Raw genomic sequence first — 25,791 nt, 5'->3', positions numbered from 1 at the left:
CCATTCCATACCTCTGTCAATCAAGGTGATACAGCAAATTACCGTGAATTAACAAAACAATTAACCATTCGAAATTATTGAATGTTTATAGGAAAAATCCTATCCTTGGCGGATACCAGGCCAAATGAAGCGCTGTGTGCTGGAAAGTAGTTAAGAATAATCACGCCTGTTATTATTTTTTTCATTGTAAAGGCTATTCTCAAGATATTAGCGAAAACGTGACACAGTTTGGTTACCTCTGGCTTACTCGCTGCAATATGAATCGGCTCGGCTGGAGGCCCTTTAACTGCATCTTTCATACAGAATAATCATTCAGGTGAAGGTTTTTACCTTTCTCCGCTGAGGTGTTAATGACATCTGAAAACTATTTCATTTGGCGAGCTGATTTAAAATCGGCTTACGACAATGGAAGTGGAATTGCTCATATCACCCGGGTAATTGAGCAGCAGTTAAAAGAGCTGGAACTCGATTTTTACTCGCTGTTTATTCGGCATCCGGTGCCGTTTACGCGGCCAAAGACGTTTCTTTACAGTAATTATCCTCAAAACTGGCTTGAGCATTATTGGCGCGAAGATTTTTATCAACTCGATCCGGTGCTGAAAATTTGCAGTGTGCCCGGCAAAGTGTGGCTTTGGGATGACGAAGATTTAAGCAGTGGTCAGAGGGTCTTTGACGATGCCAGAATACACGGGATTTACCATGGTATTTCCTGCTCGGTAATGGCCAGCAACAGATCCGTTGGTATCTTATCAATGTCGACAGCGAACGCGCTTAAAAACATCGTGCTGACCCCAGAGATTGAGCTGAAAATTCAGTATATATCGGAATTAACGATGGCCGCCCTGATTGATATCAATGATATTTCTATGGCGACAACTAAACTGGACTTAAGCGAACGAGAGCTGGAAGTTCTGAAATGGACAGCCGAGGGAAAAACATCCGCGGAAATATCTCTGATACTCTCCATCTCACAAAATACGGTAAATTTTCATCAGAAAAAGATGCAGAAAAGGTTTAACGCGCCCAACAAAACGCAAATTGCCTCCTACGCAGCCGCAATCGGCTTAATCTGAAAGAGGCGATAACTACTAAGTTTGGTAGTTCCCTATTGCCTGACGGTTGTCTACCCTGCCCCCAAAGTCACAAAGCTGTCCAATCCGTCAGGTGAGGCGCTAACAATGGGTTGCGACAGGGGATCATCGATGAAAATTATCCAAACCAGGATCGGGGATATGCCATCCTCGTTACTGGCGATGCTGGGAAGTTACCGCTACAGCGTTTTTGTCAGAGAAGAGGGATGGTCGATACCCCCCCGTCTGAGTACGCCTGGGCAGGAGTACGACCGCTACGATTGTTCCGATGTTATTTGTCTGATTGCCTGGAGCGCGCAGCATGGCATTTGTGGCTATGCTCGCCTGATGGCCAGCCCCCTTGTAGACAAAGGGGGTTTGGAAGCGGGAAAAGAGCCCGGCGGCGGTGAAAATGACGCAGCCTGGGAGATGTCACGCTTATCTGCCAGGCTGGAAGTTGATGCAGAACTGCCGTTGAGCATTTTGTGGCATGCGACGCAGCTGGCTAAAGAATCAGGATTACAGTATCTGTACAGTGCTGCAACGCCGTTATTGGAAAAGATACTTGACCAGCATGACATCAGCTATCAATCGTTAATGCCGGGAATTGTTCAGTCCGAAGATAATTTATTCGCGGTAAAAATTCCGGTAAACCAGCCGAATCTGGCTGGAAAGTTTTGCGGCGTACGGTGCTTCAGCCCTGAAGAGGTCTTGCCTACCTTCGCCGCTTCGGTGAGTTTTGGCCTGCCCGAACATCTTGACTAACCGTGCCATTTCGACCATACCACGACCAGTAGCCATGCTGTTAACCCCCAACATGAAACGGCGGCCAGCAGTGCTGCAGGTAGCCGCATTACCGTAGAAAAATACCAGAGAGACAGCAGGTAAACAAAATAGGGCAGGATGGCCCACATCCCGAAAATGATGGTAGTGCGTAACGCTTCAGTGCCACGCTCGCTGGCAACAATGTAATGGGCGAGCAGGGCGAAGGTGGGGAACAGCGGTATTAGCCCGGCAAGATAATAATGTCGCGTTTTAGACAGAATGGCGATTAACACCACCACGGCTGCCCCCAGTACTGCTTTGATAAGTAGTCCCATTGCTCTGTTCGGTCAGTTAAAACATCAAAATGTGATAAATCTGTTGAAAAAGCAATGGGCTTTTTACTGCTTAAATTGGCAGCATATGGGTTGGGGCTGATTACTGGCGGAAGGCGTGCTTAATCTGTTGGATAGTATTTGTGAACACTTGTGCCTGCTGTGGGTCTTCCAGATCGTTGATGCACTGCTCCATTTTAATAATAACTTTACCGGCATCAGCCTGGCCCATAGCTTTAAGCATCAACGTAACCAGGGCTTTCATACAGGTCACTTCATTAGCTAGCGCCTGCGCTTCTTCACTGGTTGAAAAGTCAATCTGACTCATGTTGTCTCCCGATAATCATAAACGCGGTAGCCAGCACCTGTGCCAGCCTTAAAGTTGTTGAAAGTATATCATATAACTTCATTGGGTAATAAAAGCATAAGCAGAATGCGTGAGGCCTGATTCAATGCCGACTGTCAGCGATAGAGCTTTGAAGCCAGAAATGAGAGAAATGTAAAGACGAAGACGAGGGAAATACACCGGTATTTTAACTTATTGTTATGTAGCTATTAATTTGGAAACTGAACGTTATTTTCGATATTTCCGTTTATGCCTGAATGGTCAATCCCAGGGCGAATCTGCTCATTTTAGACCTCTCATATCATATCTGTTATTTTGGACCGCATACACCGATACACTGTTTCTGTTCTAACAGAATAGAAAAAGTAGTAAGATGACCGACCTGCCACTGTCACAATAGTTACCTGCCTTAGCTATTTAGGGAGCATCGTTTGATTAGCGTTTTTCTTGTTGATGACCATGAACTGGTGCGCGCTGGTATTCGACGCATCCTGGAAGATATCAAGGGCATTCAAGTTGTAGGTGAAGCTAACTGTGGTGAAGATGCGGTAAAATGGTGCCGTGCCCACAGCACTGACGTAGTGTTGATGGATATGAACATGCCGGGCATTGGTGGCCTTGAAGCGACACGGAAAATTATACGTTACGCGCCAGATTGTAAAATCATCATGCTGACTATCCATACTGAGAACCCACTGCCAGCTAAAGTGATGCAGGCAGGCGCTTCCGGATATCTGAGCAAAGGTGCCGCGCCGCAGGAAGTGATCAGCGCCATTCGATCGGTAAATGCAGGACAGCGCTACATTGCCTCGGATATTGCCCAGCAGATGGCGCTAAGCCAGATTGAGCCGCAAAGAGCAGAATCACCCTTTAGCTGTTTGTCCGAACGCGAATTGCAGATTATGCTGATGATTACTAAAGGTCAGAAGGTGACGGAAATTTCCGAACAGCTCAATCTGAGTCCTAAAACCGTCAACAGCTATCGCTACCGCATGTTTAGCAAACTCAACATAAGCGGTGACGTGGAGTTGACGCACCTTGCCATTCGACATGGTTTGTTTAGTGCGGAGCCGTTAATCAGCAGTGAGTAATGTGTTTGATTCCAAATCCTTCCTGAAGACAGTGACCAGCCAGCCGGGCGTCTATCGAATGTACGATGCGGGCGGCACGGTCATCTATGTCGGTAAAGCGAAAGATCTCAAAAAACGACTTTCCAGCTATTTCCGTGGCAACCTTGGCAGCCGTAAAACGGAAGCGTTGGTGGCGCTTATCGAGCAGATCGACGTGACGGTAACTCATACCGAAACCGAAGCGCTGCTGCTGGAACACAACTATATCAAGCTCTATCAGCCTCGCTATAACGTGCTGTTGCGCGACGATAAGTCGTACCCTTATATTTTTCTTAGCGCCGATCACCATCCCCGCCTTGCCAGCCATCGCGGTGCTAAGCACGCTAAGGGCGAGTACTTCGGCCCCTTCCCTAATGGCTACGCGGTGCGTGAAACGCTTTCGCTATTGCAAAAAATTTTCCCGGTACGCCAGTGTGAAAATAGCGTGTACCGCAATCGCTCGCGCCCCTGCTTACAGTACCAGATTGGACGCTGTCTTGGGCCATGCGTCGAAGGGCTGGTCACTGAAGAAGAGTACGCCCGTCAGATTGACTACGTGCGCTTGTTTCTCTCCGGCAAGGATGACCAGGTATTAAACCAGCTGGTGGCGAGAATGGAACAGGCCAGCGGAGATCTGCGCTTTGAAGAGGCAGGGCGCTTGCGCGATCAGATTCAGGCGGTGCGCCGGGTCACGGAGAAGCAGTTCGTTTCCAATCAGGGCGACGATATGGATGTTATTGGCGTATCGTTCGATTCCGGTATGGCCTGCCTGCATGTGCTGTTTATCCGACAGGGAAAGGTGCTTGGTAGCCGCAGCTATTTTCCCAAAGTACCCGGCGGCACTGAGCTTGCCGAAGTGGTGCAAACCTTTGTCGGCCAGTTTTACCTGCAGGGGAGTCAGGCACGAACGCTACCCAGCGATATCCTGATTGATTTCACGCTGCCGGAGAAAGATCTGCTGGCTGCCTCTTTGACGGCGTTGTCAGGACGCCGGGTGAGTATACAAAGTAAGCCGCGCGGCGATCGCGCTCGCTACCTGAAGCTGGCGCGCACTAACGCGGCAACGGCCCTTATCACCCGGCTGGCCCAACATTCAACCATCCATCAGCGTTTAGCCGCTCTGGCGCAAACGCTGAAGCTGCCGGCTATTGGTCGCATGGAGTGCTTCGATATCAGTCATACGATGGGAGAACAAACCGTTGCATCCTGCGTGGTGTTTGATGCCAATGGGCCGCTGCGTAGTGAATATCGTCGTTATAATATCAGCGGCATCACCCCCGGCGATGATTATGCGGCAATGAACCAGGTGCTGCGTCGCCGCTATGGTAAAGCCATTGAAGAGAGTAAAATTCCAGATGTGATTGTGATAGACGGCGGAAAAGGTCAGCTGGCCCAGGCCAAAGAGGTTTTTGCGCAACTGGACGTGACCTGGGACAAATCGCATCCACTATTGCTGGGTGTGGCAAAAGGCACCGATCGCAAGGCCGGACTGGAAACGCTTTTCCTTGAACCGGAGGGGGAGGGCTTTTCTCTGCCGCCAGATTCTCCGGCACTGCACGTGATCCAACATATACGAGATGATTCGCATAACCATGCTATTACAGGACATAGGAATAAACGCGCCAAGGTGAAAAATACCAGCGCGTTGGAAACCATTGAAGGTATTGGTCCTAAACGCCGTCAAATGCTGCTTAAGTATATGGGGGGCCTGCAGCCGCTGATCAACGCCTCAAAAGAAGAGATCGCCCGCGTCCCGGGGATTTCAACCGCGTTGGCTGAAAAAATCTTCTATGCGCTGAAACACTAAGCATTGCAACACCTGGAGCAATGTAGGAACATAGAGTCAAATTGGACTTTGCCCAGACAGTTAGCATAACTATGCCACTTAATATTCCGACCTTGCTCACCCTGTTTCGCGTAGTATTGATCCCATTCTTTGTGCTGGCTTTTTATCTGCCATTTCAATGGGCTCCGCTGGTTTGCGCGTTGATTTTTATTTTCGCTGCGATCACCGACTGGTTTGATGGTTTTCTTGCCCGTCGCTGGAAGCAGACGACCCGATTCGGCGCTTTCCTCGATCCGGTCGCTGACAAAGTGATGGTCGCGATGGCGCTGGTGCTGGTCGCGGAATATTTTCACTCCTGGTGGATTACGCTACCGGCGGCAACGATGATCGCCCGCGAAATCATTATCTCTGCGCTGCGCGAGTGGATGGCGGAAATCGGTAAACGCAGCAGCGTGGCGGTGTCGTGGATCGGTAAAGTGAAAACTACCGCGCAGATGCTGGCGCTATTTGCGCTGTTATGGCGTCCAAACAGCCTTGTTGAGGGGGTTGGCGTGGCGGCGCTGTATATTGCTGCGGTACTGACTTTTTGGTCAATGTTTCAATATTTGAACGCTTCACGTCGCGATTTGTTCGAACACTGATCGAAGCGATTTAAAAAGCAGCAAACGGTTACATAGTGAGGATAATTATATTGACTCATTCCTCCAAGTCAGTAGAATGCAGCGCATCGAAAGGCAGCAGCGTCTGCCAGAAGATAAGGCAAATCAGCAAGTTCTGTAAAGTTTCATCGTACAGAGCAGGCCAAGCGGGAATAGCTCAGTTGGTAGAGCACGACCTTGCCAAGGTCGGGGTCGCGAGTTCGAGTCTCGTTTCCCGCTCCAAATTTGTATTTACTATCTTCGCAAACAAATAAGTTTATAAGAGAAAAATTCTTATAACAGTAAGAATTAAGGCGCGTTGGCAGAGTGGCCATGCTACGGATTGCAAATCCGTCTACCTCGGTTCGACTCCGGGACGCGCCTCCACTTTACACCCTGGCCCGGGTGGTGAAATCGGTAGACACAAGGGATTTAAAATCCCTCGGCTTATGGCTGTGCGGGTTCAAGTCCCGCCCCGGGCACCATCTTCAAGACTAAGAATAAAAACAAGCAGTTAAAGCAATGTCGTAACCGCCTTCAAGGGCGGTTTTTTTGTGCCTGTCATTTGGGTATTGGCAGCAGGGTGGCAGCGAAAGGATCGCGCCGCGCTGCGGGTCAGGTAAGTCACAACGCCAGATTTCACCGATCTCTGCCGTAGTGTGATGCGGGAAAGGCATCGCGGGGGATAAAGTCAGGCGGTAACAGCCGGGCGTCTGCACGGCTGGGTGGCTTCGCGTTCAATCAGTTGCGAGCGCCAGCCGAAAAATGCAATCGGTCGAGGATGTGTTAACAGATCTCTACAAAACCACTAAAAAATTCGGCGCCACCGATCAGCTCCCTTTCTTTAAGGATATCGCGTGAGAGGAAGGGCTAACACACTACAAACTCTGGTTCAGGGAGCAGGCAGTGGATCTCTGCAAAAGCTCATCGTTGACCTCAAAAGCGCCCAGGGTGATGCACAGAAAGCCGCTAAGGTGATGGCGGATAACCTCGGCGGCGCATGGGAAGGTTTCCGCATTCAAATTGAGGAAACCACGGACGGAGCGTTACGCGGTCTGACAAAAAATCTGAGTAATGCCATTACCGGCGTAAGCTAATGGATGGAAGAAAACCCTAAGCTCACGCAGTCTCTGCTGCTGACTGCGGTAGCATACTTGCGCTGACCCTTGCCGTTGGTGGTTTATCGCTGGCGATCGGCCTTTTGGCGGGCCCGGTGACAAAGCTTTAGCTGGGTTTTAACGTGTTGCCCGGCGGTATAGGGATAAGCGGAACTATTAACGCTTTTCGCACGCCAGTTCGGCATCCGGCCCGACGCTGGCCAGCGTGCGCGGATGGGGACCCATTTTTGCCTCATTTAGCGAAAAGCGGCGCGTGGGTTGGCACCGTTCCATTCAGGACCACGATGCCCGAATACGGTATATGCATGGTTAGAGGGGGCTGTTAGCGTAAAGAACTGGCCGGAGTAGGCGCTTTTAATGGCCACGTTTTCAAAAATACCTATGCGGATCATGAGCTCAATATGGCGCAATGCCGGGTTTAATATGGTTTTATTAATCTGCTCAATAAGGGAAATGCGCTGCTTACTTTTTATATCGCCCAGCTCATGGCGTGAAATGACAGCACGACTGCGTTTTCGCCGGGCGGCCCATTCTTCAACGTGGTGCTTGTTGCAATACGGTGCAGCGCCCCGCTTCACATCACCCAAAGCAATATGCAGGTGCTCACGCCAGCGCGTTGCGTACTTTTTCAGATCCCTGTTCCAGTAGCGATCGTCCAGCATCTCGCTAAGCCCGTAATGGCGCCATCAATAAAGTACGCGGGTCGAATTCTCGGCGGTGTCAGGCAGAAAAGGTGCGCAAGACTCGCCGACCCGTCGTAAAGGCGTTTTGCATACTGGTGATGACTCAACGTTTCTACCGTTTCGTGACTTCGCTCAGCACTGACCGCATATAGATAGCAATATCCTACGCCAGCAGCTCGATCGCCGGGTCTGGGCGCAGCTGGCAAGATAAGCCCCCGGGTAGGGCGTTGTGCGCTGGCCAACAAATTAGCCCGAATAGTATGAACAATCCCAACACGGCAGACCTTGTTCAAAAGGTAACGATGACGCCAGTGTGACTGGCAGGTTAATCGTTAATCAAGCCGTTCCTTTCCCATGCTGGTTTTGCGGAAGCTGATGAGTGATGGCATGAAGGGCCTGTTGGCCTGATGAAAAACTGATACACAATATGACTTTCTGAAGCCGTGCAGTTTTTTTTAAGGCTCCATCAGGTGCCGAACTCATCGAGGTATAGGCACCCATGGCCATAGTGACGCCGGATAGATTGAGGCAAGCCAACATTGATCAAAAATCAGCGTTGCAAATAATGATGGGAACTCTGAATTTTTGTGTCTGACCGATCGTTCGCGATTATTCTACATCTTCCTCGCCCCACAGATAACGCGAAGGCTTCAATTTTGCGTTATCAATACCAGCCCGCTCAACTCTCCTTATACTCCGGCATCGGCTCTGTTTATGATGTAAACAATAATTTCATTGAAGCTTATCGTTTTTTCTGCCGAATTTATGATGAGTAGTTTGTCTATTCCAAAAAGATCGAGAAGCGTTTTTTTATATACGACTACGGATAGGGTGCATTTAAATAGAACTTTTGTCTCGTTCACCCAGGAACATTGATGTTTAATACCAACATATTGCAGCCGCTTCATAGGGAAGATATCAGCGACAGAATGAGCCAAGAAAGTTCAGCGGCAGTTCAGCATGGCAGCTTTCTGAACCAAATTAGCAGGGTCCTGGCTGGACCGGTTTTTCTGTGGGCAGATAATGAGTATATGAAAACTTCCCAGGGTGGCACACTCTTTATGAACAACCTGGAGGCGGTACAGCCTGCTCAGGCTACCGCATCTTCGCCATCCCATTACAGTCAGCCAGAGGTGTGTCGCAGACGGAAATATAACACTGAATTTGTTAACAAGGTTAAACAAGAGCTGTTCACCCACACAGTTGGGGAAGTGGCAAAAAGATATCGACTTCCCTATCCGACAGTCTACAAATGGTCGATTGCGCTGGGTGGCGTCAGGGCGAAGATCAAGAGAAGTAATGGCAAAGAGAAGATTAAGCAGGGTAATGCCAGAGAGAAGATTAAGCGGGGGAATGGCAGAGAGATCGCTCAGCAGAGCCGTTTCCACACGCTAATGCGGCTAAAAAAGCATTGTGTTAATAGGGTGAACGATCTCTGCTCACAGCAGCAAAACCTCCGCGAGAGAAGTCAAAAAGTGATTATCAGTAAGGTTGCAAAGGAAGAGGGCATTTGTATAGGAACACTCAAGAGCTGGGTAGTGAATGCCAGTAATTATTCATTCCACTCCAGGAGTGTCTTTCTGTTACCGATGAGTACCGCGGATAAAAACCACAGTGTAAAAAAATCTTATCCACGTCAGAGTGCCGGCGGTAATTCCGATGCACATCAGCTAAAGGCGCGCCGCAATGTTGATTTAGTTAAATTTCGGGCGAATAAGTCATCCACAACACCAACCACCGTCCGGACTGATTCAACTGATGCTCAAAAAATCGAAAAAGGTTTTGTAAAGTGTTTTCAACACCTTGCAAGATGGTTAAATAAATAATTTTTCACGTGTGTGGGCGCGCACTGCCACTATCCTACAAGGCGGAGGTTGCCACCTAATCTGAGGCGAACTTGTCGTGAACCTTGGGTGCAAGGGCAAGTCACATATGGGGCTGATACCTCTACACAGAGGGTATGCTATCCCACCTGGCGGGCAGGACGATCGTTCGCAACATGGCATGACCCCTCCGTAACGCGCAACCTCCCCTGGCAGAGAAGATAACTATTATCTAAACTGTTGGTTCACTTGCTTCCATAGCCTGTCCGGGCAGGGTTATAATGGCCGGATGTTTTTAGTTAGCCACCTAATAATCAGGCATTTCACAATTTGAACTCTCATGAACTGAACTTCTCGCGGTTGCTGCATCTTACCGCCAATGCCTGGCGTCAGGCGATCGATCGGCGAATGAAGGATAATGGTCTTAGCATGAGCAGCTGGATGGCGGTGGCGACCATTGCGACTCAGCAGCAGCCGATAAACCAAAAGGCGCTGGCGCAGGCTCTCGGACTTGAGGATGCCAGCGTGGTGCCACTGATCGACCGACTGGTCAAACAACAGTTGGTCGAACGCGTTCAGCCAGCGGAGGATCGCCGTAAACGCCTGCTGCACGTCACGCCGAAGGGAGAGCTGCTGAACCAGCGCCTGAAAACTGAAGCCGACGCGCTGCGTCACGAACTGCTATCGGGGCTCGATCCTGCCGAGTTGGCAACCACCCAGCGAGTTTTACAGCAACTGTTGACGGCGACCGAGGCAAAATAACGTGTCGGGTGATAACGCTAATCCTTATGCACCGCGCGAGTGGGCCCCCGGTGAGAAACCCATGCTGCCCGGCTCGCCCTCGACACCGAGTCATCCCGGTTATAAACGCATTGCCTTTGGCATTGTCGGTCTGCTTATTTGCATCACCGGGGCGCTAAGTAACGCGCTGGTCACCGCCAATTTGACCAATTTGCAGGGCGTATTTGGTGCCTATAGCAACGAAATCGCCTGGTTACCGGCGGTGTATGTCATGGGCAATATTTCTATCAACCTGCTGCTGGTCAAATTTCGTCAGCAGTACGGCCTGCGCGTATTTACCGAAGCATTCCTCGTGCTCTACGTGCTGGTCGCCTTCTTCCATCTACTGGTTAACGATCTCAGCTCGGCAATTATCGTGCGTGCGGCTCATGGTATGGTGGGGGGCGCGCTCAGTTCGCTGGGTATCTACTATCAGGTGCAGGCTTGGCCCGCCAGGCACCGCCTGAAGGCGTTGGCGATCGGTTTGGGGGCTTCTCAGCTGGCTATCCCGCTGGCGCGCCTGTTCTCCACCGAGCTGTTACAGCTGGATCAGTGGCGCGGACTCTATTTATTCGAGCTGGGTCTGGCGTTGATGGCGCTGGGCGCCGTGCTGATCCTCAAACTGCCACCCGGTGAGCGCACGAAAGTCTTTGAGAAAAAAGATTTTCTCACTTTTTTCCTGATGGCACCCGGTATGGCGCTGTTTTGCGGCGTGCTGTCATTGGGACGCATCGAATGGTGGACCAGCACCCCCTGGCTGGGCGTTTGCCTGGCCCTGGGGCTGGTACTGGTGACGGCAGCGGTGCTGGTCGAGCATAACCGTAGCAACCCGCTGATCAACACGCGCTGGTTGGGTAGCGGAGCGATCTTCCGCCTGGGTATTTTGATGATCCTGCTGCGCATAATGCTTGCGGAGCAAAATACGGGTGCAATTGGCTACCTACAACAGATCGGCTTGCAGAACGATCAGATGCAGGGGCTGGCGCTGGCTATCCTTGCCGGCGTTGCCGCGGGGATTATTTGCAGTGCGCTAACGATCAACCCTAAGCATCTTAGCTGGCCAATTGTGCTGTCGCTGATCGTGGTGATGGTGGCTTCGCTGATGGACGCGCAGTCCAGTCCGCTGACTCGAGCTGATAACATGTATATCAGCCAGTTTTTGCTCGGCTTCAGCACCTCGTTCTTTATTGCCCCGGCAATGCTGTTGGGCGTAAGCAGCGTCATAACCCAGCCGAAAAATCTGGTCAGTTTCGTGGTGCTGTTCGGTATGAGCCAGAACCTGGGAGGGCTGATGGGTTCAGCCCTGTTGGGTACCTTTCAGACCTGGCGTGAAAAATACCACTCCAGCCTGCTGGGCGACAGGCTATCGCTACTCGATCCCAACGTCACCGACCGTCTGACACAGTACAACAATCTCTTTGCCAGCCAGATTGGTGATACTACCCTGCTCGGTGCGCAGAGCACCACGCAACTACAAACGGCGGCAACGCTACAGGCAAACGTACTGGCCTATAACGATGTGTATATTCTGACTGCCGTATTAGCGGGGGTCACTTTACTCTGGGTGCTGTGGCGCCTGTCGCGCCTGCGCTACCTTAACTGGCAGCAGGCAAAGCGTGAAGCGGAATCCGAACGGCGCGCCATGCAACAATTAAACACGGAGAAACAATGAGTCAACAGGAACAGCAGCTTGATGAGCGTCTGAGAAATAATAAGCTGCGGATTATCTCCATCGCGCTGGGCTCCGGCATTGCGCTGGTCGGCGTGCTGGTGATCCTTTATGCCTGGCAGCTGCCCCCCTTCACCAGCCAGACGCAGTCAACGGAAAATGCCTACGTACGCGGGCAGGTGACCTTTATCAGCCCGCAGGTCAGTGGCTATATCACCGCGGTGAACGTGCTGGACTTTCAGCCGGTACACCGTGGCGACCTGCTCATGAAGATTGACGACCGCATCTATCGCCAGCGCGTGCATCAATCCAGCGCACAGTTAAATATGAAAAAAGCCGCGCTGGCCAATAATCAACAACAGCGGCGCAGCGCCGAAGCGGTGATCAAACGCAATCAGGCCGCGCTGCAAAACGCGAAGGCGCAGGCGCTGAAGGGCGCGCTGGACCTGAAACGCGTGGAAAACCTGGTTGCTGACGGCTCTTTATCCGTGCGTGAGCGAGATGCTTCGCGCGCCAGCAACAGTCAGATGCTGGCCGGGGTAGAGCAGGCCCAGGCGACGCTTGAAGTGTCGCGTCAGGACCTGGAGACCACCATCGTCAATCGTGCTTCGCTGGAGGCGGACGTTGCCAATGCGCAGGCTGCGCTGGAACTTGCGCAGATCGATCTCGATAACACTAAAATCATTGCGCCCCGCGACGGGCAGCTGGGGCAGATTGCGGTACGCCAGGGAGCATACGTGACCGCCGGGACCCGGCTGACTTCGCTGGTTCCGCAGCAGATGTGGGTGATCGCCAATCTGAAAGAGACCCAGATGGCGCGGATCCGCCCCGGCCTGCCGGTCAGCTTCAGCGTAGATGCGCTGGATGGTGAACGCTTTAACGGGGAAGTGGAGTACATCTCACCCGCGGCGGGGTCGGAGTTCAGCGCCATTTCACCTGATAACGCCACCGGTAACTTTGTCAAGATCGCCCAACGTATTCCGGTGCGGATTAAAATTACCAGCGATAATGCCGCTCGCCTCCGTCCGGGAATGTCGGTGGAAGTGAGTATTGATACGGCGGATATGCAGGGTGGGGTGAAAAAATGAGCCCTGTTGGTAAAGCGCTCGGCATGCTGCTGCTGGCGGCGGGGCTGGCGGGTTGTGCCACCCACGTTGAACGAGCCCCCTCATCGCTACCTATTCCGGCACAGTGGCGCAATCAGGCGGGGCCGGCCGCGGCGGTTGAGGCCGACTGGTGGCGGGCCTTCAACGATCCCGCGCTAAACCAGCTCGTCATGCAGGCGCTGCGCCACAACCCGGATATCCTTACGGCGCGATCGCGCGTCGATCAATACCGTGCTCAACTGCGTGGCGCAGAAGGAGATAACTTCCCTACGCTGGACGCTGGCGTGACGAGCAGTCGGGCACGGGCAATCTCGGCGGTGACCGGTCAGCCTTATCAGTATTCGGTATTCCAGGGGCTGTTGCAGGCCAACTACGACGTCGACCTCTGGGGCGAACGTAGCAGCAGTATCGATGCTGCCGGAGCAACCCTGGCGGCGCAGCAGGCCGCCGCCGCCGCCGCCGAGTTAACTATCGCCAGCTCGGTGGCTTCCGGCTATATGACGTTGGTGTCACTGGATGAACAGCTGCGGGTCACCGAAGCCACGCTGGCATCGCGCGACAACTCGCTCAAACTGGCCCAGCGTCAGTTTGAAACGGGCTATACCTCCAGGCTGGAGTGGCTCCAGTCGCGGTCGGAATATCAGACAGCGAAAGCGCAGGTTCCTCTGTTACGGCATCAGATAGCGCAACAGGAAAACGCCCTGAGCATTCTTGTCGGGATGAACCCACGCCGGGTCGCGCGTCAAAATCACTTCGAACACCTTACGGTACAAACGTTGCCGGCCGTGATGCCATCGCAGCTACTTCAGCGCAGGCCTGATATCGTGCAGGCCGAGCGCCAGCTTCTGGCGGCGGATGCCTCGCTGCGGTCGGCGCGTGCCAGCCTGCTGCCGTCGCTAAATCTGACCGCCAGCGGCACCCTGCAAAGTTCCGCGCTGCATCAGCTGGCCGATAACCCGTTTCGGCTGTGGAGCATCGGTGGCAGCATATTGGCGCCGCTGCTCAATCGTGAAGCGTTGACGGCACAGGTTGATGTCTCAATGGCTACGCGTAATCAGGCGCTGTACAACTATGAAAAAGTGGTGCGTGCGGCATTCAGCGAGGTAAATAACGATCTGGATGCCATCGAACGCTATCAGCAGCAGCTGGATGAGCTGCTGCTTCAGCAGCAGGTGGCCCAGGAGGCGCTGCGCATCGCCAGAAATCGTTATCAGAACGGCTACGCCTCCTATCTTGATGAGCTGGATGCCCAGCGGACGTTATTCAGTACCCAGCTCGGCGTCGTGCAGGCAAAAAATAATTTGCTGCTGGCGCAGATCGATCTCTATCGTGCGATGGGCGGCGGCTGGCGGCCCTGAAGAGAAACCTATTTCACGGCGCGTGTCGGGCAGAAATTGGACGCTACCTATGCTTGTGCGGGCATGGTGTTCTGATGCCTGGCCCACCGTACTTCTAATGGAAGTGCGGTGGGCCAGGCAAGTACAGATGTGCTGTATCACTATTAAGTTTCTGTATACAAAGTATTTTTAGCGAAATGACAGCGTAACGAACAGCCACAGAGTAGCCCACCGTCTGACACAATGACAGTCTCAGGAGAGAAATTCGACTTTCGTTAGCGGTAAAGCATTAATGGAAATGACGGGTCACCCGATCTGCTGATCGGAGGTTTGACAGGGCAAATATGCTAATTCTGTCGTAGATAAGAGCGCTTTATGCCCTTAGTTGCACGAGTCAATTAATTTATTTTTTTAACCAATTCAGACGCTGTGCTATTCTTTGTTGCCCGTACACGTCAATAATTTAATCTGACGAAGGGTGATTCTATTTAATGAATGCTGAGCCTACGTGAACTACGGTTTACCTCCTTACGAAACGGACGTCTTTCATCTTTTACTGGCCCCATAACAGCAATGTTTTGCCGGTATACTGTGGTTTGATATGAAAAACAGTCCTGAAACCGAGTCCGAAAAAGAAAAACGCGTGCCCTTAGAAGACGCCCCTTTCACCATTATGGTTTTTGCCATCGCCTCCTTCACGCTAATTACCTTTGTTATCGTTATTACTCTTTGGGTGTGCTGACGCCGTGAGTTACGGCTCCGATCCGCCTGCCGATCGGCTAACCGACGAAGATTAGGATTATCTGTGACTGGCGCTATCGGTGCTACTGGCTGGATTGGGTTGTGTAAATATCGTCAGTAGATGATACGTAAGTAACAGGGCATAATATTATTTGTCAGCAACGCATGGCGATCGGATAGGGGGGAAAATCAGACGGTGGTTTGATTGTGAGCCTGCTCTGATAGCGGCGATCGGACAGTCGTTTACTGCTGAAAAATAACCCTAATCAACTCAAGGATCGCCGATGACCGAGATACATCAGTGGCCAGATGCTGGCTTTTCGGCGACGACTGCGCGTTCACGGCTTGCGCAGGCCGTCATTCCGCTGGCGGAACAACATCCTGAGCACAGCGGCATCTTCCCTTTAGATGAAGGTCTGGACGCATTTGCCGCCCGCTATCTGCTGATCTCAATGGCCGAGCGCTCGCTGGATATTCAATATTATATTTGGCAAAACGACATGTCCGGGCGGTTACTGTTCAGTGCCGTATTGACTGCCGCCCAGCGCGGGGTAAAGATACGGCTGCTGCTGGATGATAACAATACCGGTGGCCTTGATGACACGCTGAGTGAACTGAATCGCCATCCCAATATTGAGATACGCCTGTTCAATCCTTTTTCGTTCCGTACTCTGCGCGCACTTGGCTACATCACGGATTTCGCCCGTCTGAACCGGCGTATGCACAACAAAAGTTTTACCGTTGACAATACGGCGACTATCGTCGGCGGCCGCAATATCGGCGATGAGTACTTTGCCGCCGGGGATGAACCTCTGTTCACCGATCTCGATGTGCTGGCCGTTGGCCCGGTAGTCGGGGAGGTTGCGCAGGATTTTTCGCGCTACTGGCAAAGTCGGGCCGTTGCGCCGCTAAACACCGTCGTTGACGAAGAGGCGGGTGAACTCTCGGCCGTCACGCTACCGCAGGCGTGGCGTGAAACCACCCGGGTACAGCGTTATCTGCGGCGGGTGGACGAATCGCCGTTTGTCAGTCAACTTGAAAGCCGTTCTCTGCCGTTTATATGGGCCAATACTCGTCTGTTAAGCGACGACCCGCGCAAAGGGTTGGGGCGCGCAAGAACAAGTACGCTTTTGCCACAACGTATGCTGTCTGCCATCGGCAAACCGCAGCGCCAGTTCGACATTATTTCCGCCTATTTTGTTCCAACGCGTGCCGGCGTGGCCCAGCTGCTTTCGCTGGTGCGTAAAGGGGTAAAAATCGCCGTGCTGACCAATTCACTGGCGGCTAATGATGTTTCCGTGGTGCATGCCGGTTACGCCAAATGGCGCAAAAAACTGTTACGTCACGGCGTTACGCTGTATGAGCTAAAGCCCCATAACGGGATGGCTCCGGCTTCGCATGACCGTGGCTTAACCGGTAACTCGGGAGCCAGCCTGCACGCCAAAACGTTCAGCGTTGATAACCAGCAGCTGTTTATTGGCTCATTTAATTTCGATCCGCGTTCGGCGATGCTGAACACGGAAATGGGGCTGGTCATTGAGAGCGAAAGCCTGGCAACGCAGGTGCATCAGCGCTTTATGACCAGTATGCCCGACAAGGCCTGGACGCTGAGGTTGGATAAGTGGGGGCACATAAACTGGGTGGAATATCCGGATGACCCGGAGAAAGAGGTTGTGCACAAACATGAACCGCAAACGCGACTGATGCAGCGTCTCTTAGTCCGCCTTGTCTCACGTCTGCCTATCGAGTGGTTGTTATAAGCCGCCGGTGACCGGGGCGCGCGCCCCGGTCACCGCTTAATGTTGTGCTTTCCCGGAGAACAGGAAGCGCAGCAGCGGAATACGCAAATGGATTTCATACAGCACAAAGGCGATGCCAAAGACGAACACCAGTCCTGCAAAGAAGCCCAGCGTGTTGTTACCTATCTCGTTAACAAAAAGAATGCCGTAGAGAATGGTTAACGGATGGTGTACCAGGTAGATAAACAGTGAGGCGTTAACAAGATACCTTACGCGCGGAGAGTGTGAATTCAGCAGGCGATAGCCGAGTGAAAACACCACATTGATCATCCACAGCCCCATCAACATGGACGTCAGCGCATCGATTTCATACAGCCAGCCGCCGCCATGGCTCCACGTCTGATTAGCGACATAGGCGGCAAACGCCAGGGCGGAACCGACAAAGGTCCAGGGCACCGGACGAACGAAAAGGGCTTTAATCGCCGGGTATTTCCACGCCATTGCTCCCAGCACAAAAAAAGGCAGATAAAATAACGTCTGCATCACGGCCATATTGAACAGCGCATCACCGAGGATCTGCGGGGCAAAGATAAACAGCGTGCGGCGGAAAATACACCATGCAAGGCAGCAAAGCAGGATCCAGAGGGTAAGACGGCCCCAGCCAAGATCGGAATGGTCTGATTTTTCCCTCTTACTGTCGCGCAAAATAGTGAAAAGCCAACGGCCCGCCAGGGTGAGCAGTACCAGCACCAGCAGAAACCACAGGTGGGAAATTAAATCCCAAACCAGCGCATTGTACTGCTGATAAAACGTCATGCTACTCCAGTTACCTATCTTGCTGGTCCACTCTTTAAGCATGAAGAATTGAGGCAGGGTGATAAGCGGAATGGCCGTCAACATTGGGATGCCAACCCGCTCCATACGCACCTTCAGCCAGCTGCTGGGGTTATAACGCAGGAACAGCATGTAGGAAAAATAGCCTGAGATGACGAAGAACACCTGCATGCGAAAGGCATGGATGAAATCATTCAGCAACGTCAGCCACTCGGAGGGGGAGCTACTGTTTACCGACCAGCTTTGAGTTGAATAAATGAGCGATACATGAAAAGGCACCCCTAATAACATTAACCAGGCGCGAATCGAATCAAGGAAGTACTCTCTTTGCTGTGTTTTTCTAGTCATAAATATCCGTTTTTCAACGCGTTATCCGCTTAGTGGATCCGTAATCAGCCTAAAGCTTACTGCTTACTTTACCAGGGCGAATAAGCGTATACTATCAGTCGAATCTGGTTCCGTTAAAAGCTTAAGGATCGGAAGTTTCGTGAATCAGAATATCGGAACAAAAACGCGGTCATGCTGTCGGAATACTAAATTATCCTTTAAGATGAATTAATTGTTTAAGCACCCGAAATGGGGGGGATGTCCGGATTAAAATGAACAATAAACCAAAACTGATGAAATTGCGCTGGGTTGGCGCTGCCGTTTTGTTCTCAATGTATGCCAACAGCAGTTGGGCTTTCAGCATTGACGATGTGGCAAAACAGGCGAAAGATTTAGCCGGAAAGAGCTTCGAAGCGCCGAAAAGTAATCTGCCTTCGCAGCTGCGTGAAATGAAATACGCTAACTACCAGCAGATCCAGTTCAACCATGACAAAGCCTACTGGAGTAAGCTTAAAACCCCTTTTAAACTTGAATTCTATCATCAAGGTATGTACTTCGATACCCCGGTACGCCTCAATGAAGTGACCGCAAACAGCGTGCGCGAGATTAAATATTCTCCAGAGTATTTCAATTTTGGTAACGTGCCACACGATGCCGACACGCTGAAGAACCTCGGTTTTGCCGGTTTCAAAGTGCTGTATCCGTTAAATAGCAAAGATAAGAAAGATGAAATTTCCAGCTTCCTCGGAGCCAGCTATTTCCGCGTGATCGGTGCAGGGCAGGTTTATGGGCTTTCTGCTCGTGGCCTTGCCATAGACACCGCTCTGCCTTCCGGTGAAGAGTTTCCGCGCTTTAAGCAGTTCTGGATCGAGCGTCCAAAGCCGCAGGATAAGCATCTGGTTATTTATGCACTGCTCGACTCGCCGCGAGCCACCGGAGCATATCGCTTCCTGATCACCCCAGGTAAAGACAGCACCGTCGATGTGCAGTCAAAAGTTTATCTGCGTGACAAAATTGGCAAGCTGGGCGTTGCACCGTTGACCAGTATGTATCTCTTTGGCGCCAATCAACCGACGTCTCAGGTTAATTACCGTCCGGCCCTGCATGATTCTAACGGCCTGTCTATCCACGCCGGTAACGGTGAATGGATATGGCGTCCGCTGAATAATCCAAAACATCTGGCGGTCAGTACCTTTACCGTTGAAAACCCGCGCGGTTTCGGACTGTTACAGCGTGGGCGCGAATTTGATAAGTTCCAGGATCTGGACGATCGTTACGATCTGCGTCCAAGCGGCTGGATAGAACCGCAGGGCGACTGGGGTAAAGGCCGCGTTGAGCTGGTTGAAATCCCAACGGCGGACGAAACCAACGATAATATCGTGGCATTCTGGACCCCGGAAAGCCTGCCTGAAGCGGGCAAAGAGATGAAGTTTGCCTATCGTCTGCATTTCACCCGCGATGAAAGCCAGCTGCATTCACCGGAGACGGCGTATGTAAAAAGTACCCTTCGCTCTACCGGCGATGTTAAGCAGTCCAACCTGGTGCGCCAGCCGGACGGTACCGTGGCCTTTATCGTTGATTTTGTTGGCCCGGAGATGAGCAAACTGCCGGAAAATACCGCGGTAACGCCTCAGGTCAGTATTGGTAACAACGGTGAACTGGTGGAGAACAGCGTTCGCTATAATCCGGTCACCAAAGGGTGGCGTCTGATGCTGCGCATTCGCATTAAAGACGCCAAACAACCTACGGAAATGCGTGCTGCGCTGGTTAACGGTGACAAAACGCTGACGGAAACCTGGAGCAATCAGTTGCCTGCCAATGAATAAGTCTACCGTAATACCTACTGAATATATCGATGCGCTGCCTCTTTCCCCTGAACGGAAAGGGGCGCTGCGTGATGCTGTGCCTGAAAACGCGGAGGATAGCTTCAGTCAGCTGCATCATCAGCTGGCTGACGAGGGTTCTACTCAAACACGTCCTGACGATGCGCCACAGGCGTCTGTCAAAGCGCGTGTCGAAATGAGCTGGCCTGACTCTGTCGATGAGGGACGTCAGTTTGGCAAAGATGCGCTGGATCGCACAACGCTGAAAGCGATGCCGAAGCACACCCGTTCTTCTATGTACCCTGAGGAGTGGCGCACCAACCCGGTGGCGCGTGCGTGGGACGCCGTGCGCGGGCGTAAAAGCACCCCGCGTTATGCCAGCAAAGAAGAGCAGAAAAGAGAGGACAAATGGCGGCATGTAGGCTCCATTCGTCGCTATATCCTGCTGTTCCTCACTGTGTTCCAGACGGTGGTGGCGACCTGGTATATGAAGACCATCCTGCCTTATCAGGGCTGGGCGCTGATCGACCCGATGGAGATGATCAATCAGAACTGGCAACAGTCGGTACTACAAATCTTGCCTTACGTGCTGCAAACCGGGATCCTGATCCTCTTTGCCGTGCTGTTTTGCTGGGTTTCAGCCGGGTTCTGGACGGCGCTGATGGGCTTCTTACAGCTGCTGATCGGTAAGGATAAATACAGCATTTCCTATCTGACCAGCGGTGATGAACCTATCAACCCGGAACATCGTACGGCGCTGATTATGCCGATCTGTAATGAAGACGTGGGGCGCGTGTTCGCCGGTCTGCGTGCCACCTGGGAGTCGGTAGTGCGTACCGGCGAACAGGACAACTACGATGTCTATATTCTTAGCGACAGCTACAATCCGGATATCGCCATGGCCGAGCAAAAGGCCTGGATGGAGCTGGTGCGTGACGTGGGCGGGGAAGGGCGTATTTTCTATCGTCGCCGTCGTCGTCGTGTGAAGCGTAAATCCGGTAACATTGATGACTTTTGCCGCCGTTGGGGCAGCCAGTACAGCTATATGGTCGTACTGGACGCCGACAGCGTGATGAGCGGTGAGTGCCTGAATGGTCTGGTACGCATGATGGAAGCCAACCCGAATGCGGGTATTATCCAGTCATCGCCGAAAGCATCGGGTATGGACACGCTTTATGCGCGCTGTCAGCAGTTTGCCACCCGGGTTTACGGGCCGCTCTTTACCGCCGGCCTGCATTTCTGGCAGCTGGGTGAGTCACACTACTGGGGCCACAACGCTATTATCCGCGTTCAGCCGTTTATTGAGCACTGTGCGCTGGCCCCTCTGCCGGGAGAAGGTTCATTTGCCGGCTCGATCCTTTCGCATGACTTTGTCGAAGCCGCGCTGATGCGCCGCGCCGGTTGGGGAGTGTGGATCGCTTATGATTTACCCGGCTCCTATGAAGAACTGCCGCCGAACCTGTTGGATGAGCTGAAGCGCGATCGCCGCTGGTGCCACGGTAACCTGATGAACTTTCGTCTGTTTCTGGTAAAAGGCATGCATCCGGTTCACCGAGCGGTATTCCTGACCGGCGTGATGTCCTATCTGTCTGCTCCGCTATGGTTTATGTTCCTGGCGCTGTCAACCGCCCTGCAGGTGGTGCATACGCTGATGGAGCCGCAGTACTTCCTGCAACCGCGTCAGCTTTTCCCGGTGTGGCCGCAGTGGCGACCTGAACTGGCGATTGCGCTGTTCTCGACGACGCTGGTTCTGCTGTTTTTGCCGAAACTGTTAAGTATTATCCTTGTGTGGTGCAAAGGAGCGAAGCCTTACGGCGGCGCATTGCGCGTGCTGGTTTCACTGTGCCTGGAAATGCTGTTCTCAGTGCTGTTGGCACCGGTACGTATGCTGTTCCACACCGTCTTCGTGGTCAGCGCGTTTCTCGGCTGGGAAGTGGTATGGAACTCACCGCAGCGCGATGACGACGCCACGCCGTGGAGCGAGGCGTTTAAGCGCCACGGCTCACAAATGCTGCTTGGCCTGGTCTGGGCTGGCGGAATGGGGTGGCTGGATCTTAACTTCTTGTGGTGGCTGTCTCCGATCGTCTTCTCGCTGATCCTGTCACCGTTTGTTTCTGTCTGGTCCAGTCGTCGTACTCTTGGCCAGGCGTCGAAGCGCGGCAAGCTGTTCCTGATCCCGGAAGAGTACAATCCGCCGCAGGAGCTGCTGGACACCGATCGCTACGTCGAGCTTAATCGCGAGCGAGCGCTGGATGACGGCTTTATGCATGCGGTATTCCATCCATCGTTCAACGCGTTGGCAAGCGCGATGGCGACATCGCGTCACCTACAGAGCGATATCCTTGACTTCGCCCGCGATCGGCGCGTCGAGCAGGCCTTGAGTGGCTCTCCGGCCAATCTCAATCGCGACAGCCGCCTGGCGCTGCTTAGCGACCCGGTAACCCTGTCACGTATGCACTATCGTCTGTGGCAGAATGCAGATAAGTATCGCGACTGGTCAGATCATTATCATAGTCTGAAGCTGAATCCGCTGGCGTTAAATAACGCGAAGTAGGTCGGTCTGGTTGCTGTACCCGCGTACAGGCCATCAAATCAAAGCCGGAACATCGCGTTCCGGCTTTTTTTACGTATTCTTTGCATTAGTCATGGCGGCGGACTCACCGTTAAGCGCTAAAATAGCGCGTCCATATGCATGAAAGTGAAGGGAAGGAGAGAGTGAAAGTGTTGATACGCGCAATGGCGATGGGCCTGAGCATACTGGTACTGAGCGGCTGTGGCAGCATTATCAGCAGAACCGTGCCCGGACAGGGGCAGGGTAATCAATATTACCCCGGCGTGCAGTGGGACGTGCGCGACAGGCCTTGGCGCTTTATTGCCATCATCGACCTGCCGCTTTCGCTGGTGGTGGATACGCTGTTACTGCCGGTGGACGCGCGGCACGGGCCGTACGAATAGCACTGATGCGGGATCAGATCAGATTATCGGATTCGCTGTTATCGTCTTCCCACTCTTCAGCGGCCGCCTTGCCCTCTTCAGTATCACCCGGTGGCTCCAGCTGAAATTCGCCGTCGTCCCACTCATGAAGGGTATTTTCCGCAAGCCACTCCTGACGCAGTTCAACCTCGTCAAATTCGCCGTCGAAAATTGCCTGTGCGGCTTCACCGCTGCTTAGCGGCAGGCATTCACCTTCATCACCGTCATCGGTGAAAAATTCAGCCTGCCACATGATATCGCCATCCTGCATCACGTATTTTTGCAGATTAAACTGACTGACTGAAACCTCATCCTCTTCCTGTTCCGGGTTGGCGGCCAGATACTCTTCGCGTGCAGCATCAATCGCTTCTTCCAGCGTGGCATAAAGGTTCATCGCGATCTCCGTGGTGTAAATAAGCTAAAGGGTAATTGTTGTCGCTATCCGCAAAGATGCAAGGGCGCGACACAAAAAAATTGTGCCGGGTACACAGCGAAAACGGTATGACAGACGGGGAATAAGAGAGACATGAAGCAGACGGCATCGGGGGGACAGGCCGGAAAATCCGGCCTGTTAAGGGAATTCAGTAAAGGGCAGGCTGTCCTTCAGGGCGAGTCTTGAAACGGCGGTGAAGCCACATATACTGATCTGGCGCCATCAATACGCCCTGTTCGACGATGTTATTCATGCGAGCGGCCGTCGCCGCTTCGTCATTTAAAGGAATGGCCTGCTCTTCAGGCAGAATAACCATCTCATAGCCTTTGCCTGCCGGCAGGCGGCGGGGCACAAAGGGGATCACCGCCGGCTTCCCGCTGCGAATAAGCAGGTAGCTTCCCTTCGTGGACGCCGCCTGATCAACGGCGAAAAACGGCACGAACACGCTGCTTTTCGGGCCGTAATCGTGGTCCGGTGCATACCAGATAATATCGCCACTTTTCAGAGCGCGTATCATGCCCTTCAGATCCTTCCGGTCAAGCATGCTTTTATTCGAACGCATGCGGCCCCATGTCTGAAGCCAGTCAATCAGCGCATTATCATTCGGTCGGTAAACGCCAATCCCCGGGTTGTGGATGCCGAAAATTCGTGCTCCCAGCTCAAGCGTCAGAAAATGCATACCGATCAACAGTACGCCTTTCTGGTCGGCAGCAGCCTTACTGATATGTTCTAATCCGCTGACCTTAAACCATTTTGTTATTCGCCACTCCGGCCAAAACCACGCCATGCCGGTTTCTATCAGCCCCATGCCCAGCGATTCGAAGTTGCGTTTCATCAGCGCTTCACGCTCGGCGGCGGGCATTTCTGGAAAACAGAGTTCGAGGTTACGTCTGGCAACGTCCACCCGGCGTTTTAGAAAGCGCATGGAAAGCCTTCCTAATCCACAACCAACATAATAAAGCACCGGATAAGGGAGTAACACCAGCACATAGAGAAGAGCAATACCCAACCAGGTAAACCAATAACGGGGATGCAGTAATGCACGACTAAATTGAGGCAGCTGAGTCATGAGTTTCCAGAACGTCAAAAAAAGGGAGCTATTATGAAGCCCATAAAAATTTAATTATGGCCTATTGTGCCATCATAAATATGAAAACTGAAATAATCTGCTGTTTCATCCTTAGTGGCGATATGGCCAAGGTAAGGACATCACACGTTAACTGATGTATTATAGACGCGCAAAAAAATTTACCCTATTTGAATTCAGGAAAGTACACCATGCCAGTGTTACATAACCTTGTGTCCAATGAAGAGCTAAAAGCGCGTATGCTGGCCGAGACCGAGCCGCGCACTACAGTTTCTTTCTATAAATATTTCACCATTGAAGATCCGCGTGCCTTCCGGGATGCACTTTACGTGGCGTTGACCCGCCTGAAAGTATTTGGTCGCGTTTATGTCGCGGCAGAAGGAATTAACGCCCAGGTCAGCGTTCCCGCAAGCCTGTATGAAGAGATGAAAGCCACGCTGTATGGCTTTCATCCGGCGCTGGACAAGCTGCGCATGAATATTGCGCTGGACGATGACGGTAAATCCTTTTGGGTGCTGCGTCTGAAGGTCCGTGAGCGCATCGTGGCGGACGGGATCACCGATGAAAGTTTTGATGCCAGCGATGTCGGGGCCTACCTGAAAGCGGCGGAAGTGAACGCCATGCTGGACGATCCCGAAGCGGTTTTCGTCGATATGCGCAATCATTATGAGTACGAAGTGGGGCATTTCGATAACGCTCTGGAGATCCCGGCCGATACCTTCCGCGATCAGCTGCCGATGGCGGTTGATATGCTGGAGCAGGACAAAGACAAAAAGATTGTTATGTACTGTACGGGAGGGATCCGCTGTGAAAAAGCCAGCGCCTGGATGCGCCATAACGGTTATGAAAATGTTTACCATATTGAAGGTGGGATTATTGAATATGCCCGCCGCGCGCGCGAACAGGGTTTACCCGTTCGTTTTAAGGGCAAGAACTTTGTTTTTGACGAGCGCATGGGTGAGCGTATTTCCGACGACGTTATCGCGCATTGTCATCAGTGCGGTGAACCCTGCGATAATCACGTTAACTGTCTGAATGACGGTTGCCACCTGCTGTTTATCCAGTGTCCGGCCTGTGCGGTGAAGTTCAATCACTGCTGTAGCCCGCTGTGCATGGAGGAGCTGGCACTCACGCCGGAAGAGCAGCGCGCGCGCCGCGCCGGACGTGAAAACGGCAACAAGATATTCAACAAATCGCGTGGCCTGCTAAGCACCACCATGCATATCCCTTCCCCGAAAGAGTGATACGCCATCTCACCGGGCAGCCGCCCGG

The 25,791-nt window shown here is 52.4% G+C and carries 23 protein-coding genes and 3 tRNA genes; 19 read left to right on the top strand and 7 right to left on the bottom strand.

From position 1 onward, the window contains the following. Window positions 1–74 precede the first annotated feature (74 nt). Window positions 75–299 carry a hypothetical protein gene (locus ETA_RS11510; protein WP_042958988.1) on the bottom strand — a complete coding sequence of 75 codons (225 nt, stop codon included), beginning with the start codon at window positions 297–299 and terminating at the stop codon, window positions 75–77. A gap of 51 nt (window positions 300–350) precedes the next feature. Here ETA_RS11510 and sdiA point away from each other — a divergent pair, with 51 nt between their 5' ends. Together sdiA and ETA_RS11500 are read left to right on the top strand one after the other, a co-directional pair. Then, window positions 351–1,073, top strand: coding sequence for a transcriptional regulator SdiA (sdiA, locus tag ETA_RS11505; RefSeq protein ID WP_012441799.1), 723 nt, complete (start codon window positions 351–353; stop codon window positions 1,071–1,073). A gap of 129 nt (window positions 1,074–1,202) precedes the next feature. Further along, window positions 1,203–1,835: an autoinducer synthase gene (locus ETA_RS11500; protein WP_012441798.1), complete on the top strand. Its 633-nt coding sequence runs from the start codon at window positions 1,203–1,205 to the stop codon at window positions 1,833–1,835. On the opposite strand, the gene ETA_RS11495 is transcribed toward ETA_RS11500, so the two are convergent. Continuing rightward, window positions 1,832–2,170 (bottom strand): GlpM family protein, encoded by a 339-nt coding sequence (locus ETA_RS11495; RefSeq protein ID WP_012441797.1) that lies wholly within the window; start codon window positions 2,168–2,170, stop codon window positions 1,832–1,834. The genes ETA_RS11500 and ETA_RS11495 overlap by 4 nt on opposite strands. A 100-nt stretch (window positions 2,171–2,270) precedes the next feature. Beyond that, on the bottom strand, window positions 2,271–2,495 hold the full coding sequence (locus ETA_RS11490; RefSeq protein ID WP_012441796.1) for a DUF2594 family protein: 225 nt from the start codon (window positions 2,493–2,495) through the stop codon (window positions 2,271–2,273). A 449-nt stretch (window positions 2,496–2,944) separates the two neighbouring features. On the opposite strand from ETA_RS11490, the gene uvrY reads away from it, so the two are divergent. The 7 genes from uvrY to ETA_RS11455 all read left to right on the top strand — a co-directional run bounded on the left by uvrY (window position 2,945) and on the right by ETA_RS11455 (window position 7,143). Further along, entirely contained in the window at window positions 2,945–3,604 is a 660-nt protein-coding gene (gene uvrY / locus ETA_RS11485) for a UvrY/SirA/GacA family response regulator transcription factor (protein ID WP_012441795.1), read from the top strand. Further along, window positions 3,597–5,429: an excinuclease ABC subunit UvrC gene (gene uvrC / locus ETA_RS11480; protein WP_012441794.1), complete on the top strand. Its 1,833-nt coding sequence runs from the start codon at window positions 3,597–3,599 to the stop codon at window positions 5,427–5,429. The genes uvrY and uvrC overlap by 8 nt, the downstream gene beginning before the upstream one ends. Window positions 5,430–5,500: 71 nt before the next feature. Next, window positions 5,501–6,049, top strand: a complete 549-nt coding sequence (gene pgsA / locus ETA_RS11475; protein WP_012441793.1) for a CDP-diacylglycerol--glycerol-3-phosphate 3-phosphatidyltransferase — start codon at window positions 5,501–5,503, stop codon at window positions 6,047–6,049. 164 nt (window positions 6,050–6,213) lie between these two features. Further along, window positions 6,214–6,289: transfer RNA gene (locus ETA_RS11470), tRNA-Gly, on the top strand. A gap of 70 nt (window positions 6,290–6,359) precedes the next feature. Next, window positions 6,360–6,433, top strand: a tRNA-Cys gene (locus ETA_RS11465). A 12-nt stretch (window positions 6,434–6,445) separates the two neighbouring features. Next, window positions 6,446–6,531 (top strand) — tRNA-Leu (locus ETA_RS11460). 372 nt (window positions 6,532–6,903) lie between these two features. After that, window positions 6,904–7,143, top strand: coding sequence for a hypothetical protein (locus tag ETA_RS11455; protein WP_042958986.1), 240 nt, complete (start codon window positions 6,904–6,906; stop codon window positions 7,141–7,143). 257 nt (window positions 7,144–7,400) lie between these two features. On the opposite strand, the gene ETA_RS11450 is transcribed toward ETA_RS11455, so the two are convergent. Beyond that, a complete protein-coding gene (locus tag ETA_RS11450; RefSeq protein ID WP_042958984.1) occupies window positions 7,401–7,826 on the bottom strand; it encodes a replication endonuclease in 426 nt (141 codons plus the stop codon). An 896-nt stretch (window positions 7,827–8,722) separates the two neighbouring features. Here ETA_RS11450 and ETA_RS11445 point away from each other — a divergent pair. The 6 genes from ETA_RS11445 to ETA_RS11420 all read left to right on the top strand — a co-directional run bounded on the left by ETA_RS11445 (window position 8,723) and on the right by ETA_RS11420 (window position 17,063). After that, window positions 8,723–9,673, top strand: coding sequence for a hypothetical protein (locus ETA_RS11445; protein WP_042958983.1), 951 nt, complete (start codon window positions 8,723–8,725; stop codon window positions 9,671–9,673). Window positions 9,674–10,000: 327 nt separating this feature from the next. After that, on the top strand, window positions 10,001–10,432 hold the full coding sequence (locus ETA_RS11440; RefSeq protein WP_012441791.1) for a MarR family winged helix-turn-helix transcriptional regulator: 432 nt from the start codon (window positions 10,001–10,003) through the stop codon (window positions 10,430–10,432). Between the two features lies 1 nt (window position 10,433). Next, window positions 10,434–12,122: an MFS transporter gene (locus ETA_RS11435; protein ID WP_012441790.1), complete on the top strand. Its 1,689-nt coding sequence runs from the start codon at window positions 10,434–10,436 to the stop codon at window positions 12,120–12,122. Then, window positions 12,119–13,207, top strand: coding sequence for an HlyD family secretion protein (locus tag ETA_RS11430; protein WP_012441789.1), 1,089 nt, complete (start codon window positions 12,119–12,121; stop codon window positions 13,205–13,207). The genes ETA_RS11435 and ETA_RS11430 overlap by 4 nt, the downstream gene beginning before the upstream one ends. Further along, window positions 13,204–14,583 (top strand): efflux transporter outer membrane subunit, encoded by a 1,380-nt coding sequence (locus tag ETA_RS11425; RefSeq protein WP_012441788.1) that lies wholly within the window; start codon window positions 13,204–13,206, stop codon window positions 14,581–14,583. The genes ETA_RS11430 and ETA_RS11425 overlap by 4 nt, the downstream gene beginning before the upstream one ends. A 1,004-nt stretch (window positions 14,584–15,587) precedes the next feature. Further along, window positions 15,588–17,063, top strand: a complete 1,476-nt coding sequence (locus tag ETA_RS11420) for a phospholipase D family protein (protein ID WP_012441787.1) — start codon at window positions 15,588–15,590, stop codon at window positions 17,061–17,063. Window positions 17,064–17,099: 36 nt separating this feature from the next. On the opposite strand, the gene mdoC is transcribed toward ETA_RS11420, so the two are convergent. Further along, on the bottom strand, window positions 17,100–18,224 hold the full coding sequence (gene mdoC, locus ETA_RS11415) for a glucans biosynthesis protein MdoC (protein ID WP_012441786.1): 1,125 nt from the start codon (window positions 18,222–18,224) through the stop codon (window positions 17,100–17,102). Window positions 18,225–18,493: 269 nt separating this feature from the next. Here mdoC and ETA_RS11410 point away from each other — a divergent pair, with 269 nt between their 5' ends. The 3 genes from ETA_RS11410 (at window position 18,494) to ETA_RS11400 (ending at window position 22,981) form a co-directional block, all read left to right on the top strand. Next, window positions 18,494–20,029 carry a glucan biosynthesis protein G gene (locus ETA_RS11410; RefSeq protein ID WP_193345538.1) on the top strand — a complete coding sequence of 512 codons (1,536 nt, stop codon included), beginning with the start codon at window positions 18,494–18,496 and terminating at the stop codon, window positions 20,027–20,029. Continuing rightward, on the top strand, window positions 20,022–22,580 hold the full coding sequence (mdoH, locus tag ETA_RS11405) for a glucans biosynthesis glucosyltransferase MdoH (RefSeq protein ID WP_012441784.1): 2,559 nt from the start codon (window positions 20,022–20,024) through the stop codon (window positions 22,578–22,580). The genes ETA_RS11410 and mdoH overlap by 8 nt, the downstream gene beginning before the upstream one ends. A gap of 182 nt (window positions 22,581–22,762) precedes the next feature. Next, window positions 22,763–22,981 carry a YceK/YidQ family lipoprotein gene (locus tag ETA_RS11400; RefSeq protein ID WP_157861846.1) on the top strand — a complete coding sequence of 73 codons (219 nt, stop codon included), beginning with the start codon at window positions 22,763–22,765 and terminating at the stop codon, window positions 22,979–22,981. Window positions 22,982–22,994: 13 nt separating this feature from the next. Here ETA_RS11400 and ETA_RS11395 read toward each other — a convergent pair whose 3' ends face one another. Together ETA_RS11395 and ETA_RS11390 are read right to left on the bottom strand one after the other, a co-directional pair. Further along, window positions 22,995–23,393: a MysB family protein gene (locus ETA_RS11395; RefSeq protein ID WP_012441781.1), complete on the bottom strand. Its 399-nt coding sequence runs from the start codon at window positions 23,391–23,393 to the stop codon at window positions 22,995–22,997. A gap of 187 nt (window positions 23,394–23,580) precedes the next feature. Then, on the bottom strand, window positions 23,581–24,501 hold the full coding sequence (locus ETA_RS11390) for a Kdo(2)-lipid IV(A) acyltransferase (RefSeq protein ID WP_012441780.1): 921 nt from the start codon (window positions 24,499–24,501) through the stop codon (window positions 23,581–23,583). Between the two features lie 209 nt (window positions 24,502–24,710). Between ETA_RS11390 and trhO the strand changes: the two genes are divergently transcribed. Beyond that, the gene (trhO, locus tag ETA_RS11385; protein ID WP_012441779.1) at window positions 24,711–25,763 is read left to right on the top strand and encodes an oxygen-dependent tRNA uridine(34) hydroxylase TrhO; all 1,053 of its coding nucleotides are present in this window, start codon (window positions 24,711–24,713) and stop codon (window positions 25,761–25,763) included. Window positions 25,764–25,791 lie beyond the last annotated feature (28 nt).

The sequence above is a fragment of the Erwinia tasmaniensis Et1/99 genome, from assembly GCF_000026185.1.
In the GTDB taxonomy this organism is placed as follows: Bacteria; Pseudomonadota; Gammaproteobacteria; order Enterobacterales; family Enterobacteriaceae; genus Erwinia; species Erwinia tasmaniensis.
This window is presented reverse-complemented; position numbering and strand designations above follow the sequence as displayed.